The sequence below is a fragment of the Loigolactobacillus jiayinensis genome (assembly GCF_003946445.1).
Lineage (GTDB): Bacteria > Bacillota > Bacilli > Lactobacillales > Lactobacillaceae > Loigolactobacillus > Loigolactobacillus jiayinensis.
Genome location: NZ_RHOF01000071.1, coordinates 1 through 15,369, shown reverse-complemented (window position 1 = coordinate 15,369; position 15,369 = coordinate 1). Strand labels below are relative to the sequence as shown.

General features: G+C 41.1%; 13 protein-coding genes. 11 read left to right on the top strand and 2 right to left on the bottom strand.

Features of this window, described 5'->3' with window-relative positions; translation table 11 throughout:
* The first annotated feature begins 120 nt into the window (after positions 1-120).
* A complete protein-coding gene (locus EKM80_RS13325; RefSeq protein ID WP_225418894.1) occupies positions 121-759 on the top strand; it encodes an NAD(P)H-binding protein in 639 nt (212 codons plus the stop codon).
* A 442-nt stretch (positions 760-1,201) separates the two neighbouring features.
* Here the strand turns inward: EKM80_RS13325 and EKM80_RS13320 are convergent, their stop codons facing one another.
* Complete coding sequence (locus EKM80_RS13320) at positions 1,202-3,067, bottom strand: acyltransferase family protein (protein WP_125554016.1); 1,866 nt, start codon at positions 3,065-3,067, stop codon at positions 1,202-1,204.
* Between the two features lie 573 nt (positions 3,068-3,640).
* Here EKM80_RS13320 and EKM80_RS13315 point away from each other — a divergent pair.
* The 7 genes from EKM80_RS13315 (at position 3,641) to EKM80_RS13285 (ending at position 11,036) form a co-directional block, all read left to right on the top strand.
* Positions 3,641-5,056, top strand: coding sequence for an MFS transporter (locus tag EKM80_RS13315; RefSeq protein ID WP_125554014.1), 1,416 nt, complete (start codon positions 3,641-3,643; stop codon positions 5,054-5,056).
* Positions 5,057-5,316: 260 nt separating this feature from the next.
* Positions 5,317-5,676: an ArsR/SmtB family transcription factor gene (locus tag EKM80_RS13310; RefSeq protein WP_125554012.1), complete on the top strand. Its 360-nt coding sequence runs from the start codon at positions 5,317-5,319 to the stop codon at positions 5,674-5,676.
* Positions 5,663-6,022 carry an arsenite efflux transporter metallochaperone ArsD gene (arsD, locus tag EKM80_RS13305; RefSeq protein ID WP_125554010.1) on the top strand — a complete coding sequence of 120 codons (360 nt, stop codon included), beginning with the start codon at positions 5,663-5,665 and terminating at the stop codon, positions 6,020-6,022. The genes EKM80_RS13310 and arsD (EKM80_RS13305) overlap by 14 nt, the downstream gene beginning before the upstream one ends.
* Positions 6,023-6,099: 77 nt before the next feature.
* A complete protein-coding gene (gene arsA / locus EKM80_RS13300) occupies positions 6,100-7,830 on the top strand; it encodes an arsenical pump-driving ATPase (protein ID WP_125554008.1) in 1,731 nt (576 codons plus the stop codon).
* Between the two features lie 125 nt (positions 7,831-7,955).
* On the top strand, positions 7,956-9,251 hold the full coding sequence (locus EKM80_RS13295; protein ID WP_125554006.1) for an arsenic transporter: 1,296 nt from the start codon (positions 7,956-7,958) through the stop codon (positions 9,249-9,251).
* A 20-nt stretch (positions 9,252-9,271) separates the two neighbouring features.
* A complete protein-coding gene (arsD, locus tag EKM80_RS13290) occupies positions 9,272-9,601 on the top strand; it encodes an arsenite efflux transporter metallochaperone ArsD (protein ID WP_125554004.1) in 330 nt (109 codons plus the stop codon).
* 37 nt (positions 9,602-9,638) lie between these two features.
* Positions 9,639-11,036: an FAD-dependent oxidoreductase gene (locus EKM80_RS13285; protein ID WP_125554002.1), complete on the top strand. Its 1,398-nt coding sequence runs from the start codon at positions 9,639-9,641 to the stop codon at positions 11,034-11,036.
* Positions 11,037-11,189: 153 nt separating this feature from the next.
* Here EKM80_RS13285 and EKM80_RS13280 read toward each other — a convergent pair whose 3' ends face one another.
* Positions 11,190-11,657 carry a MarR family winged helix-turn-helix transcriptional regulator gene (locus EKM80_RS13280; RefSeq protein ID WP_125554000.1) on the bottom strand — a complete coding sequence of 156 codons (468 nt, stop codon included), beginning with the start codon at positions 11,655-11,657 and terminating at the stop codon, positions 11,190-11,192.
* Between the two features lie 126 nt (positions 11,658-11,783).
* On the opposite strand from EKM80_RS13280, the gene EKM80_RS13275 reads away from it, so the two are divergent.
* The 3 genes from EKM80_RS13275 to EKM80_RS13265 all read left to right on the top strand — a co-directional run bounded on the left by EKM80_RS13275 (position 11,784) and on the right by EKM80_RS13265 (position 15,211).
* Positions 11,784-14,114 (top strand): ABC transporter ATP-binding protein/permease, encoded by a 2,331-nt coding sequence (locus EKM80_RS13275; RefSeq protein ID WP_125553998.1) that lies wholly within the window; start codon positions 11,784-11,786, stop codon positions 14,112-14,114.
* Positions 14,115-14,146: 32 nt separating this feature from the next.
* Positions 14,147-14,764, top strand: a complete 618-nt coding sequence (locus EKM80_RS13270; protein WP_125553996.1) for a nuclear transport factor 2 family protein — start codon at positions 14,147-14,149, stop codon at positions 14,762-14,764.
* Between the two features lie 243 nt (positions 14,765-15,007).
* Positions 15,008-15,211 carry a Rossmann-fold NAD(P)-binding domain-containing protein gene (locus tag EKM80_RS13265; RefSeq protein WP_125553994.1) on the top strand — a complete coding sequence of 68 codons (204 nt, stop codon included), beginning with the start codon at positions 15,008-15,010 and terminating at the stop codon, positions 15,209-15,211.
* Positions 15,212-15,369: the final 158 nt, after the last annotated feature.

Genomic DNA, 15,369 nt, shown 5'->3' with positions numbered 1-15,369 from the left:
AACAGATAAAAGTTTATATTATTTCAATTGTCAACTTGACAGGGCCTAGTACAAGCCTAACTGTTATTATTAAGTGACAGATTTAGCTGACATTAATTGAGTAATGAAAGAAGAGAATAAATGATGAAAATTGGCATCATTGGTGCTACAGGCCGTGTTGGTAGTGCTATTTTAAATGAAGCAGAAGCACGTGGTCATAAGGTTACAGCGCTAGTTCGTAACGCAGACAAAGCAAAGGAAATGTTTGGTACGGATGCGGCTATTATCGAGAAAGACGCGTTGGCACTTGATGCTACGGATTTAAACCAATTCGATGTGGTCGTTGATGCTTTTGCATCGCCGGAAGCCTATCAACATTTAGACTTGGCAACAAAATTAATTAGTCTTTTTCGTAATAACAAGCAAATTCGATTAATGTTCATTGTTGGTTCAAGTTCCCTTAAGAAGGCAGATGGAACCAGAATGCTTGATGATGTTTTGAAAATGTTTGCGAACGAACCATGGGTGGCGACGCCAATTCAACAGGTTCATGAATTAGAGTTTTTACAGTGGGTAGACAATGTCGACTGGAGTGCCATCTCACCACAGGTTAACTTTGAACCCGGTAAAAAAACGCAGTATCACGTGGGTACCGATGAAGTGATGGAAAATAAAGCGGGTAAACAAGCGGTTTCTTTTGGCAATTTTGCTGGTGCATTAGTTGACGAACTGGAAGCACCACAGCATAAGCAACAACGTTTTACAGTTGTCGATGATTAATTTTTTGATTCGGTGTTGCTGCGGGGGCTTGCTGTTTATGATTTAGACGACAAGCCGTTGTTAGTAAGAAAAGTTTAAAGCAGTAACTGTAGTAAATATTCCTCAATCTGAGTTGGCGGAACGATTAAATGACTGATGAAGAAGAAGCTGAGCGAAGGCAACGCGCAATTGCTGGGTTGAAATAATATAGATGATTTCAAAATTAAAATAGTAACTGCATGAAAATAGGCTTTCCCCGTTACTGAGGGAAGGCCTATTTTGGGACACTTTTTATCATTGGTACACGTTTTGGCTACTATGAACTAAAACGTTGTGCCAGTTAGAATAATGCGTGGCTGGCGAGATCTATTTTTCCGTCCACTGGCGACAAAATGGCAGCTAACTAGCTTTGCTTGCAGTTGAACTTCAGAAAGTGCCAGTGAAATTATGCCGTGGTCTCCTTTTACTCTTTTAAAATCTGTTCGGCAATAAAATCAGCGTAGTGTTGTTTACCGACTTCATTAGGGTGGACCTGATCGTCATAGAACCAATCGGGATGATTATTACTGTAATGATACCAATCAATAATGGTTAAGTTAGGCCACCGTTTAGCTGCCCGCTGTAGTGAATCATTGACTGTATTTTGCCAGCTACGAGTGGGAACACGGACATTGATCCAGAAAACAGTGCGCTGTTTACCCAGTGTTTGCATAATGGTATCTAATTGAGCGTCTGTGAAGGCGCCATTCGTACCTAAACCAATTAAAACGGTGTTAGCCAGTACGCCTTGACTAGCATAGCCATTAAGTATGGCTTCGCTACTATTTGCTTGCCGGCCGACAGTTGCGTCAATGATCATTTGCGGAAAAACTTTTTGTAGGCTATCCAGTCCATCAAGCATGACTGAATCGCCAATTCCTACCAGTGGTAATTGCTGTGCTTTTTCAGTTTGTGCAGGCGTTAAATCACCGACAGCTCGCGGCGGCGTCTTGGTGTTATTAACCGCGCTGCTCGAACTTGACTGCTTTGCTTGTATTTTGCGCTTTTTGGCGGCAGCAATCAATTTAGCGTTGCGGGCTGTGTTCGCTTTAGCATTTTGGGTGATCTTTCGTGCTAGCGGTGTTGGCGTGGTGTTTGCACGTGCTGGTGCTTTGATTGCACCGAATAGGCCAATACCTAAAATTGCTAACGCGGGAACAACCCACAAATGGCGCCAGCGTGAAGGTGAATAATGGCGCCCAAGGGCCTGCTTTTTAGGCTTTTCAACCAAGCGATAAGAAAGTTCGCTGATCAGTAAAATTAAACTGAGCTGAATTAAGTTATGCAACCAAGGTAAGTGCGCAATATTTTTGATCTGATTCTCATAAAAAATCATTACCGGAAATTGATAGAGGTAAATGCCATAACTACGCTTACCTAACCAAGTGAACAGTGGGTTTGTCAGCCAGCGGTTAACGTGCGCGCCGGGATGGACGGTCACTGCAGTTAGTAAAGTAATAATGAGTGTAAACAATAACATCCCACCGCGATAAACGAAAGGACTTTGTGCATCTATTTGAGTATACAAGATAAGCGTCATAATAATTGTAAACAAGCCGATGCCATCTAAAAGCCAGACTTGCCCACGTTTGAGCTTAGTTTTTAAAGCGGCGCTGGGCCAGATAATTGCCAGCGCTGCGCCTAATAAAACTGCGAATAAACGGGTGTCAGTGCCATAATAGATACGACTTGGATCAGACCCTGGATGGTAAAGCCAAGCCATTAGTAATGCGGATAATAAACTGAAAATAAGCAAAATGACTGCAATGTGCTGCTTTTGCTTAAATAGAAAAAGTAAACCAATCATAACCAGTGGCCAAAATAGGTATAATTGGCCTTCAATTGACAATGTCCATAGATGCGTAAACGGCGATTCGTTATTTGCAAAACGGTCGAAATATGATTGACCATGAAGAATTTGCCACCAATTATAAACGTAGAGTAAGTTACTCCAGAGAATTCCCCGTAATTGCGTCAGTAATTGGTGCTGAAACAACGTGATGTAGGCAGCGGTAGAAAATAACATGGTTAATAATGCTGGATACAAACGAGTTAAACGCCGCCGATAAAATGACCATAAGGCAATACGACCATTTCGTTGCCATTCTTGCACTAATAGATCAGTAACGAGATAGCCGGTTAATACAAGAAAAATGACAACCCCTAAAAATCCACCTGGCACTTTATACGGCACCAAATGATATAAAATAACCCCAACAACAGCGATTGACCGTAAGCCGTCGATACCCGTAATATACCGGCGCTTAGTCGATCGTTTTTTTTGCTCCATACACGCTCACGACCCAATATATAGTTTGAATGACGCATTAGTTTCCAGTGATCAGAAAGTATATAGTGTGCTACCGGTGATGATAAAAATGGAACCAGTAAAGTTAATTACAATACATCTAAATGATTACTTTCACTATTGATATAAATTTTAGCTTAAATTGATTATACTTAATAAAAACTCAGTTGTAAACGTATACTGTCGAATTTGTTATTTTTAATATTTATATAGTTACGATAAGGACTGTTTTATAGCTTTAAAACAGAAAAACGCTAACGTCCTTAGTGTTTTATTATGATAACAAATAGCTAATTGTGACTGGTATATTATTAATGGATTCAATAATAGTAATGCATAAAGACTAATAGCTATATAGCCATAATGACTAGCTATTGATCTTGATCAATTATTGATATAGCAAGCTTGCTTAAATAAGTCGTCATCTAGAAAAGCGGCTAATTAATATAAGCTAATCGCGCACAGAATAATACCGATAAAGACAAAATTATTTTAAAAAATACTATACTAGATTATGATACGAACAGTACAAAGGCGAAAATATGAGGTGATAAAATGAATACGGTGAATAAAAAGCAAGTCATTTCAATCATTGGTTTATTTTCATTTTTAAGTAGTCTATCCGGCTCAAGTGTTAACCTTGCGTTACCTAAAATCAGTATTGCCCTTGGAATTTCCAACAGCGCTTCGACTTGGGTTTTGCAAACTGGTTTAATTACAACTGCGGTGTTGTTGGTATTTTTTGGTCATTTAGGTGATTTGATTTCCAAAAACCTAGTCTTCATTTATGGTGGGGTATTCTTTATTGTTGGTTCTGCTATCAATGGTTTAGCGCCAAACTTTGTGATTTTGATCGTTGGTCGTATCATTCAGGCAATTGGCTCGGCAATGATCATGGCCAATACAATGGGCATTATTACTGAGACATTTCCGGACAAACAACGGGCAGAGGCTTTAGCAATCAATTCCATGTTTATTTCAGTCGGGGCAATTTCTGGGCCGGCAATTGGCGGTTTGATCATGGGACTTACTTCATGGCGGGGCATCTTTTTGATCAACATCCCTGTCGGTTTAGTCATTTTATGGTTAGGTTTTAAAGTTTTACCGCGACCTAAAAAATCAGTACATTCTTTGTTACAGGTCGTTGGTCAGGTTAATTGGTTAGGTCAGTTTCTTTTCACACTCGGCATAATTATTCTCTTTTTAAGCTCTAATTTATTTCAAAAGGGTGCAACTCATTTACTATTAGGAACTGGCATTTTGTTATTTGGGGTTGGTTTAACAATTTACGCGTTTGTTCAGGATGATCACGCACGCCAACCGTGGATTGCACCAGAATTACTGCACAACCCAACCTATATGCTTTCGATCACGACGCTCTTTTTAGCGATGATGGTCAATGTTTTTTCAAATGTGTTATTACCTTTCTATTTGCAAAGCTTTTTAGGCTTGGGGGCGCTAAAAAGTGGGTTGATCATGGGTGCCCAAGCGCTGGTCATGTTAGGTGTTTCACCACTAGTTGGTTATTTTGCTGATCGCTGGAATCGTATTACCATCATATTGGTGGGCCTGTCATTATTGTTGGTATCACAAATTGGCTATGTTATTTACCCACTAAGTTTTAACTGGCTACGCATATTAGGGTCAATTGTGTTAAATGGGATTGGAATGGGCATGTTCATCTCGCCTAATAACGCTTTGACAATGGGCGTGATCGATCCGAAATTTGCCGGGGTGGCTGGCTCATTTAGTTCGTTTGCGCGGACGTTGGGCATGTCGCTAGGTGTCAGTTTAGCGTCTACATTACTTTTTCTACAGCTTTCTGGCGTTAGACAGATCACGCCTGCTTTAGGTGATAACTTTATGCAAGCTTTTCATTGGGTTTTCGTAGTTGCTGCTGGGATCAGTGTGGTGACAATTTTGTTAATGCTTTATCGGGCACTGCAGACCAAGCACACGAAGAAAGCGTGACATTAGCTTTGTTATACACGCACTAGAGCACGCTATAATCATTAGACGGTTTAGGTCGATGATTTATAGGGTGCTTTTACTTTAGATCAATAATTTATAGGCCAGTGGCTAAATTATATTAGTGCTAAGCGCGGCCGACGATATAGCATTTGTTGGTAGTTGAGTATATGACGCTTCATTTTTATGCTTGACGCTTACATAGATAATGGTCTATATTATAAGCATAGATACGTATCTATCTTTATAAAGGGGGCTTATCAATGGATTATCAGAATTATGTACAGATGCTGAAAGCCATGGCTGACCCTAATCGGCTTAAAATCATTGATTTACTCTCATGCGGTTCGCTTTGTGCCTGTGATATTTTAACGCATTTTGACTTCTCACAGCCGACATTATCGCATCACATGAAGGTGCTACAAAGTGCAGGTATCGTGACTGCGCGTAAAGAAGGCAAGTGGCAGCATTATACGCTGCGAGCTGAGTTTATCGATCAATTTAAACAAGGCACTGATCAACTATTAGCTGATGACGGATCGTGTATTTGTCGCAGTGATAATTGTGCGGACTGCCAAGCAAGTCATTCAGGAAAGGTTGTTATCTCTAATGAAAAAAGTTGAATTATTTGAACCAGCTATGTGTTGCTCGACTGGGGTTTGTGGGCCTTCTGTTAATGAAGATCTATTGATGATCACGGCGGCTTTTGAGGCGTTGCAAGGGGTTGATAGCGTTGAAGCTGATCGCTATAACCTAAGTAACAATCCAGATGTTTTCAGTCAACGGGCTGATATTTTAGCAGCAATCAAGGATGGTGCAGATGCAACCTTGCCAATTACGGTTGTTGATGGGCAAATCGTTAAAACCGGCGCATACCCAACAATCGATGAGTTATCGGAATATACGGGCTTAGTCTTTGTACCAGCTAATCAATCTGGTGGTTGTTGTGGCGGTAGTGGCTGTTGCTAAATCTTATAAAGTGAGAAATGGCACAGCCGTTTCTTTTAGACTATATATAGATGATTATCAATATAAGGAGAATGGCGATGCAGAATTATCAACCTGAAAAAGCTAACTTAACGCACTATCTATTTTTTACAGGCAAAGGTGGCGTGGGTAAAACGACTACGGCTAGCGCGACAGCAATTAATTTAGCAGATGACGGTAAACAAGTGATGTTGGTTTCCACGGATCCAGCAAGTAACTTACAAGACGTTTTTAAGACTGAATTAACTAATAAACCGAAAGCAATTGCTGGTGTACCTGGATTGTTTGCTGCCAATTTTGATCCAGTTACCGCAGCAGGTGAATATCGGGAGAGTGTTGTTGGCCCTTACCGTGGCGTCCTACCTGAAGCTGCGATCAAGAATATGGAAGAACAATTATCAGGTTCTTGTACAGTCGAGATCGCATCGTTTAATGAATTTGCTAACTTCTTAACTGATCCTGCAGTTGACCAACGTTTCGATTACATTATCTTTGACACTGCGCCAACTGGGCATGCACTACGGATGCTGCAACTACCATCCGCTTGGAATAACTATTTAGCCGAAAATGATCGTGGTGCTTCCTGCTTAGGTCAGTTGGCCGGCATGGGTGATAAAAAAGCGATGTACGCAAAAGCAGTAGCAACCTTAAGTGATGGTGCCTTGACTACGTTAATGTTAGTCACCCGACCACAGAAAGCATCGTTGCTTGAATCAGCGCGTGCAGCACAAGAATTAGCTGACATCGGCATGCTTAATCAACAGTTGATCATTAATGGGACGCTACAAGAGCCAGCCGATAAGGCATCACAGGCTATTTTTGAACAGCAACAAAATGATCTCCAACAGATGCCAGCCAGTTTGCAAAAGTTAGTTCAGTTTGAAGTGCCATTACGTGCTTACAACGTAACTGGTTTGAACAAACTTAGATTATTGCTGAAAGCGCAACAGCCAAGTTTAGCTACTTATCCAGCCATTGAAAATGATTATCCTGATCTTGATGTTGTGGTCGCTGATTTGCTACGGACTAATAAAAAAATCATTTTTACGATGGGTAAAGGTGGCGTCGGCAAGACGACTGTTGCTGTGCAGATCACGAAGAAATTAGTGGCACAACATAAAACGGTTCATTTAGCGACGACTGATCCGGCCGATCATTTAGACTTTTTTAACACGGCTGATCCAGCTGTCACTATTAGCCATATTGATGAGCAGCAAGTACTAAAAGACTATCAAGCTGAAGTGCTAGCGACTGCGCGGCAAACCATGAAATCGGCTGACGTTGACTATGTGGCTGAAGATTTACGTTCGCCATGTACTCAGGAAATTGCTGTTTTCCGGGCATTTGCTAATATTGTGGCACAAAATGATAGTGACATCGTCGTCATTGATACAGCACCAACCGGCCATACGTTATTGTTGTTGGATTCAACGCAAAGCTATGCTAAAGAAGTGGCGCGGACAGCTGGTTCAGTTCCTCAATCCATCGTCGACTTGCTCCCACGGTTACAAGATCCTAACCAAACGGAGATCGTGATGGTCACGTTACCAGAAACAACGCCAGTTTATGAGTCGCTGCGACTTAATGCTGATTTAGATAGAGCCAAAATGGCCCATACTTGGTGGGTCGTTAACCAAAGTATGTTAGCAACCAATACAACCCACCCATGTTTACAGGCACGGGCGCAAAATGAAGTTGAATGGATCGAAAAAGTTAAGGCGATTTCCAATGATCATTTTGCAGTGGAACAATGGCAACCTGATTTTGAGCAAGTGCTGTTAACGATATAATGAATGGATATTATGTCTAAATTAATTATTAGAAGCAACTAGAACCTAAATTAATATAAATTTTATAGTTAGTATCAGCCATCAGGATATTACTATCCTGATGTTTTGGTAATTGGAGGAGAATTATGCAGGTCTTTTTTGCAGTTGTTATTTTTTTACTTACATTATTGTTTGTCATTTGGCAACCAAAAGGGTTATCAATTGGTTGGACGGCAATTGGTGGGGCAGTATTGGCGTTACTATTTCGTGTGGTGACGTTCAGGGATGTTGGTACAGTAACTGGAATTGTGTGGAACGCCACATTATCATTTGTGGCAATTATTTTAATCTCGTTGATTTTAGATCAAATCGGTTTTTTCGAATGGGCTGCTCTACATATGGCACGTTTAGCTAAAGGTAATGGTGTGCGCATGTTTATTTTGATTGCTGTGCTAGGCGCCATCGTTGCCGCATTATTTGCCAATGATGGCGCGGCATTAATACTGACACCAATCGTTTTGGCAATGGTGCGGGCACTACATTTTGATGAGAAAAAAGTTTTTCCGTTTATTATTGCCAGTGGTTTCATTGCGGATGCGACCTCGTTACCATTAGTCGTCAGCAATTTAGTTAATATTGTTTCGGCAGATTTTTTTGGTATTACATTCTCGGAGTATGCATTACGGATGTGGATACCAGATTTATTCTCGTTAGTAGCTAGTATTAGTATCCTTTATCTGTATTTCCGTAAGGCTTTACCGACTCATTATGATACGACACAAGTTCCTGAACCTAAAACTGCAATCAAGGATCCGCGGTTATTTAAATTTTCTTGGGTGATGCTAGCGGCGTTATTGATTGGTTATTTCAGTAGTAGCTTTTTAAATATTCCAGTATCATTTATCGCATTGCCGATTGCTCTGATTTTCTTACTGGTAGGCATGCAAAGCAAATCAGTTAATACAAAAGCGGTTATTAAGGGCGCACCATGGAATATTGTTTTCTTCTCGATTGGGATGTACGTCGTTGTTTATGGTCTACAGAATGTTGGCCTAACCGCTTTGTTAGCTGGTGTAATTAGTAAAATGGCAACGGGTAGTCGTTTCTTAGCTACTATGGGGATGGGGTATTTAGCCGCATTCTTGTCTTCAGCCATGAATAATATGCCAACGGTTATGATCAATGCCTTATCGATCAAAGGGGCAAATGTATCTGGCTTAATGCAGCAAACACTAGTTTATGCCAACGTGATTGGTTCTGATCTCGGTCCTAAGATCACCCCAATTGGTTCCTTAGCTACTTTGGTTTGGTTGCACGTGTTGTCGCAAAAAGGGATTAAGATCACGTGGGGAGCTTATTTCAAAATTGGCATCACAATTACAATTCCCGTGTTATTCATTACGTTATGTGGTTTATGGTTGTCGTTAACGATTTTTGGTTAAGATAATATTAAGGAGACTCTATGACAATAATTAAAATTTTTGAAGCAGCACAATGTTGTGCTAGCGGTATTTGTGGTCCTAGCATAAGTAAGGACTTGATTCAAACCACTGCGATTCAACGCCATGTTAATGCAGCAGGAAAAAATCAGATGGAACGTTATAATTTGGCACAAAATCCTGATGTATTTGTCCAAGAACAGCAGATTGCTCAATTAATAAAAATTGAAGGTATCGCTACTTTGCCGATTACTATGATTGATGGCAAAATTGTCAAGAAGTACAGATATCCAACATTTCAACAGTTTTCAGATTATTTACAGCAAGATTTAGAACAGGCACTAGTCCATTAGTCTAGTAACTTAAAACCTTATTAAGGAGTACTTAAAAATGACCAATGAAACAGACCATTTATTAATTATTGGCGGCAGTGATGCTGGCATTTCTGCTGGGCTCAAAGCCAAAGAATTACAACCAGACTTAGAGGTGACGATCTTATTAGCCGATGATTATCCCAATTTATCGATTTGCGGGTTACCATACGCAGTGGGGCGGGAAGTCGCTGACTGGCATGCCTTAGCTCACCGTGACCTAGCCGAATTGACGAGTACTGGAATTAAATTTCAAATGAGTACGGTGGCAGATCGGATTGATCCAGCTAAACATGAAGTCCAAGCCCATTCGCGTACTGATGGCGAACACAAGGTTTATCAGTATACTAAGTTAGTTGTAGCCACTGGCGCACAGCCTAAACTTTTGGGGATTACCGGTGTATCGCTAGCGACTACTCAACAGCCTGCAAGCAAAGTAAGTGTTTTGCACACAATGGCCGATTATTTTGCGCTAGAACGCGACTTAGATGCAGATAAAGTTCAGCATGTCGCGGTTATCGGCGCCGGTTATATTGGCATTGAAATGGCGGAAGCTTTACGGCATCGGCACATGAACGTCACTATTTTTCAACGCGGGGCCGAAGTTTTAAGTACAGTCGATGCTGATTTAGGCCAGCTACTGCGCCAAAAATTGGTTGCAAACGGGGTGACCGTTTTAACTAAGACCGCAGTTACCGCAATTGAAGCGACTGCTACTACGGCAACCGTTATCGGGGCGGATAAGCAAGCTTATCACTTTGATCTTGTTTTAATTGTTGTGGGGGTGCAACCTAATACAAAATTGCTAGTACAAGCAGGCGCTGAGACAGGCATTGCGGGTGCTATTAAGGTGGACGAGCATATGCAAACGTCGTTACCGGATATTTGGGCGGCAGGTGACTTAGTTGAGACGAAGCATCGTTTATTAGGGACAACTTATTTGCCTTTGGGCACCACAGCGCATAAACAAGGCCGGATAGCGGGTTATAATCTTGCTGGGGTAACACGTACCTTTAAAGGTAGCGTTGGCACACAGGTATTAAAGGCGTTTGATCTCATCATAGCTAGAACAGGTTTACTGGCAAAAGAAGCCGCGCAGGCAGGGTTTGTGCCCCTGACGACTACAGTTGATGTTGATGACCACAAAGCATATTATCCGGGCGCACAAAAAATTAAGATTAGAATAACAGGTGATCGGAATACCGGCCAATTGTTAGGTGCCCAGTTAGTGGGTCATTTTGGCAGTGAAGTGGCTAAACGTAACGATGTGTTTGCAGCAGCCATTTTTAACAAAATGAAGGTAGCTGAGGTTTGTGATCTTGATCTCTCGTATTCGCCACCGGTAGGCTCGCCATGGGATGCCGTGCAGTTGGCTGCACAAGATTGGGAGCAGCAACAACGCCAACTGCTGAAGTAGTAAGCACCTAGTTGGTTGCTGCCTTAGCTGGAAAACCAGCCAAATAATTGTAGCAAAATAGGCATTTCTCTTTTGTGGAGAAATGCCTATTTCCTTTTTGATCATCCAAAATAGTAAAGCAAGCTTTAGCCATGATGCAATTAAAAACTAGCTTTAATGGTCATCACCTATAGAATCTGCTTTGATAATGTTAGCTTTCACCATTAAATTAATGCTTGTTTGGAGGCTAAGGCTGAGCGTTTCACGATCTTTTACACCTAAGGTATCGATCTGTGCTTGAATTCGTTGTTGAACGAGTTGCATATGTTGCTTGACAACGGCTTCACCTTTTTCGGTTCGGTAAACATTGACGATCCGCCGATTTTCCTCATTATGTTGTCGACGAACTAGGCCGCGTTCTTCAAGAATACTGATGATTCGGGTCAATTGTGGCCGCGTAATACCAATTGTTTTGGCAAGTTCAGTCATTGTGATGCCAGGGTGTTTGTAGACATTTCGCAATGCAATTGCCTGCAAGCGAGTTAGGCCAAATTCTTCTAGAAATCGATTTTGTGTCATTACTTGTGCAAGCGTCATAAATAATTGTCCGAGTAATTCACTGTTATTATGATCTTTATCCATTGGTACCTCCAAGATTAATTTAAAAATTAATCATATACAATAGTTGACAATTGTGAATTATGCCATTATAGTTGATACTTGTCAAATGGTAATTATTTATATCTCAATATAAAGGGAGACCTGTCAGTGTTAAAACTAAATCATATCAATAAATTCTATCACGTTGGCGATACTGTTACGAAAGCACAAGATGATGTTTCCGTCGAGTTTCGTAAGCAAGAATTTGTTGCCATTCTCGGGCCAAGTGGTTCTGGGAAAACGACCATGTTGAATATCATAGGTGGGCTAGATCGATATGACTCTGGCGATTTATTAATTAAAGGCAAATCAACTAAACATTTTAAAGATTCCGATTGGGATGCTTATCGGAATAACTCAGTCGGCTTTATTTTCCAATCTTACAATCTGATCTCACACCTTTCAATTATGGAAAATGTTGAGATGGGGATGACCTTAAGTGGTGTGGCCAATGCAAAAAAACAGCAGATGGCCACAGATGCTTTAATTCGAGTTGGGTTAAAAGATCAGATGCATAAGCAACCTAATCAGCTTTCTGGTGGCCAAATGCAACGGGTCGCGATTGCCCGGGCAATTGCTAATAATCCAGAAATACTATTAGCTGATGAACCAACGGGGGCTTTGGACTCTGAAACCAGCGAAGAAATCATGCAGCTGATTCGCGATTTGAGTAAGGATCGGCTGGTAATTATGGTTACCCATAACCCTGATTTAGCACATCAATACGCTGATCGCATTATTGAATTCGCGGATGGTAAAATTCAAGCTGATTCCAATCCCTTTGAAGAAGCACAAACGCAATCTGACTTTACCTTAAATAACACTAAGATGAGCTACTGGACAGCGATGAAACTTTCCTTCACTAATATTCGAACCAAAAAGGGCCGAACTTTTCTAACCGTTTTTGCCTCGAGTATTGGTATTATCGGTATTGCAGTTGTCTTAGCACTTTCAAATGGGTTCCAGAAGCAAGTTGATCAGACTCAAAGTGACGCCTTGTCGACCATGCCGGTTACAATTTCGCAGGTTAGTACTGATCCTAGCGCCTTAGCTTCAAATAGTAATAGCAAAACTAAGGCCGCTAAGGGGAACACAATCACAGCCGAGAAGAGTGATCAAGATAAGGCGCAACACACTAATAAAATCACGAGTCAGTACCTTGACTATCTAAATAAAATGCCGAAGAAAGATGCTAAAAACATCGCCATCAGCTACGGGACAGGGATGAATTTACTACGTCAAGTTAACGGCCAGTATAAGCCAGTGACGTTCTCAAATACCAATCCTGAAAAAGCGACCGCAAATACTATGATGAGTAGTGGTGCTAGTGGTTTGAACGGCAGTGTTTATCCCGTTGATCGTGATGGCAACCAATCTTTCTTGAAGAATTACTACAAGGTTGTCGCCGGTAGTTATCCGACTAAAGCAACCGATATTGTCTTAGTCCTCAATAAAGACAACACGCTAAATATTAACGCTTTAAAGAATCTTGGCTTTAGTGTTAAAGAAGGCCAGAAGTATAACTATAAAGATTTAGTAGGAACAACAGTTAAACTAGTTGCCAACGATGATTACTATACTAAATTACCAACTGGCAATTATGTGTCCGGAACTGATTATTCAACAATGGCTACCAAAGCAGCGACTAAAACGTTGACGGTCAAGGGGATTATTCGAGTTAAATCTGATGATTCGGATGGTATTCTTGCCAGCGGTGTTGCTTATAGTGCTAATTTGACCAAAGCAGTCTTAGATACTAACCAGAACTCGGCAATCGTTGCGGCACAAAAAAATAGCAGCAACAGTGTCATTACTGGTCAAAACATGGATCAAGCAGCACGCGAAAGTACATTAGCTACGCTTGGTGGCACATCAGAACCAACCAATATCCAAATTTACCCAACCAAATTTAAACAAAAAGATAAAGTCCTGGATTATTTAGACAAATACAATAAGGGTAAAAGCAAAGCCGACAAGGTGGTTTACACGGATCTTGCTAGCACCATTTCAACCATGACTGGTGGCATAATGGACGCCATTACTTACGTCTTGATCGCATTTGCAGGTATCTCATTGGTTACTTCAATGATCATGATTGCGATTATCACGTACACTAGTGTCTTGGAACGGACAAAAGAAATCGGTGTGCTGAAAGCTTTAGGTGCGCGGAAAAAAGATATTACCCGTGTATTTGACGCCGAGACGTTTATTCTTGGCTTTGGTGCAGGTGTATTTGGGATATTTGTTGCTTGGGTATTAACTTTCCCAATCAACGCTGTCTTGGCCAACGTTACGGGATTATCCGGTGTTGCGGTGCTTAATCCAACGCAAGCCATCGTTCTAGTTATTGTTTCCACCGTATTGACCATGCTAGGTGGACATGTACCTGCACGAATGGCGGCTAAGAAAGATGCTGCAGTTGCGTTACGAGCAGAATAAGGGATTATCTTTAAAAGAAGGCAACTTAAAAAATGACATTTGAAAATCAACGACCAACCACTAAAACAGTGGCAGAAATGCTCGATAAACAACAAATTACTGAACTGGTTCAGTATGAACGCTACGCCCGCGACTATGGGCTATGGGATGGCATGGCGACATGCTACACAGATGATGCAACCATCGAGATCTCCTGGTATAAGGGAGACATTAAAGGCTTCTTGGCTGCATCTAAACCATCACCAGACGCGCAAACCGATTCATTACCAGCGCACAAGTTACATGAAACATTAGTTTGGTTAAACGGTGATAAAGCAATGGCGATTATTGTTACAACAATGACTGGCCGGACGCCAGTACAAGGGAAAACGATGGATAACTTGATCTATGTGCGGTTAGTTTATTCATTGAAAAAGGTTGCTGGCGAGTGGAAGATTTATACAATGACGCCGATTTATGAGCGCGATACGCTATTACCCGTTACGCCGGCTGATGTTAAAGTGGTACCCGGTGCCCGTGATAGTTATAAGAATTTGGCGATTGTATTAAAGAATCTGGGCGTTAAAGCTAGCGATGATCTCCCTGGTTTAGATAAGCCAGAATCAGTCACCAAATTTATGACCCAGGTTAACGATTGGTTAAATGAATAAGTAGTTAGCAGACAAAGATGAAGTGCAATATTCACTCATTTTTGCTGAAGCTGAAAAGTTAGATGTATCGCTTTATCTGCACCCAAGATGATTATGGACGTGACCTGCTTATCGAAGCCCAGCTTATTCAAATAGTGAAAAACTGTTCGGTTTGAACTAAATTAATAAATATTACGAGAAAGACTGGCGAGCATCAATAAAGCTGCGGTCAATTTTGCAACTGTTGATTTAAGTAAAGAATTAGTGGCCGCTGATATTACTGTTAAGTCAGTTAATCCGGGATTGACGGCGACAGAGCTTGGTGACCGGCCTAAAATTGGGTTCAAGATTCCTGGAATACAGGACGTTGCCACCGGGGCAGCTCGAATCATTAAAATGGCTAGCCTACCCGCTGACGATAAAACAACGGGGACCTTTTCCGAAAATGACGGTGAGTTACCGTGGTAATCTGCTTAAGTATTTAAATGGTTGATTACTTACTAGATAAATTAACGTAATGAATTTTTAGCAGTAAAACAAAAATATCACCTTATTATTAGTGTTCAATAACTGCCGAGTTTACAATTGAAGTGCAACACCCAATGAACTAGACCAACTATAGACAA

Coding starts and splice junctions, on each gene's coding strand:
- EKM80_RS13325 (WP_225418894.1), top strand. CDS start 121: ATGATGAAAATTGGCATCATTGGTGCTACAGGCCGTGTTGGTAGTGCT.
- EKM80_RS13320 (WP_125554016.1), bottom strand. CDS start 3,067: ATGGAGCAAAAAAAACGATCGACTAAGCGCCGGTATATTACGGGTATC.
- EKM80_RS13315 (WP_125554014.1), top strand. CDS start 3,641: ATGAATACGGTGAATAAAAAGCAAGTCATTTCAATCATTGGTTTATTT.
- EKM80_RS13310 (WP_125554012.1), top strand. CDS start 5,317: ATGGATTATCAGAATTATGTACAGATGCTGAAAGCCATGGCTGACCCT.
- arsD (WP_125554010.1), top strand. CDS start 5,663: ATGAAAAAAGTTGAATTATTTGAACCAGCTATGTGTTGCTCGACTGGG.
- arsA (WP_125554008.1), top strand. CDS start 6,100: ATGCAGAATTATCAACCTGAAAAAGCTAACTTAACGCACTATCTATTT.
- EKM80_RS13295 (WP_125554006.1), top strand. CDS start 7,956: ATGCAGGTCTTTTTTGCAGTTGTTATTTTTTTACTTACATTATTGTTT.
- arsD (WP_125554004.1), top strand. CDS start 9,272: ATGACAATAATTAAAATTTTTGAAGCAGCACAATGTTGTGCTAGCGGT.
- EKM80_RS13285 (WP_125554002.1), top strand. CDS start 9,639: ATGACCAATGAAACAGACCATTTATTAATTATTGGCGGCAGTGATGCT.
- EKM80_RS13280 (WP_125554000.1), bottom strand. CDS start 11,657: ATGGATAAAGATCATAATAACAGTGAATTACTCGGACAATTATTTATG.
- EKM80_RS13270 (WP_125553996.1), top strand. CDS start 14,147: ATGACATTTGAAAATCAACGACCAACCACTAAAACAGTGGCAGAAATG.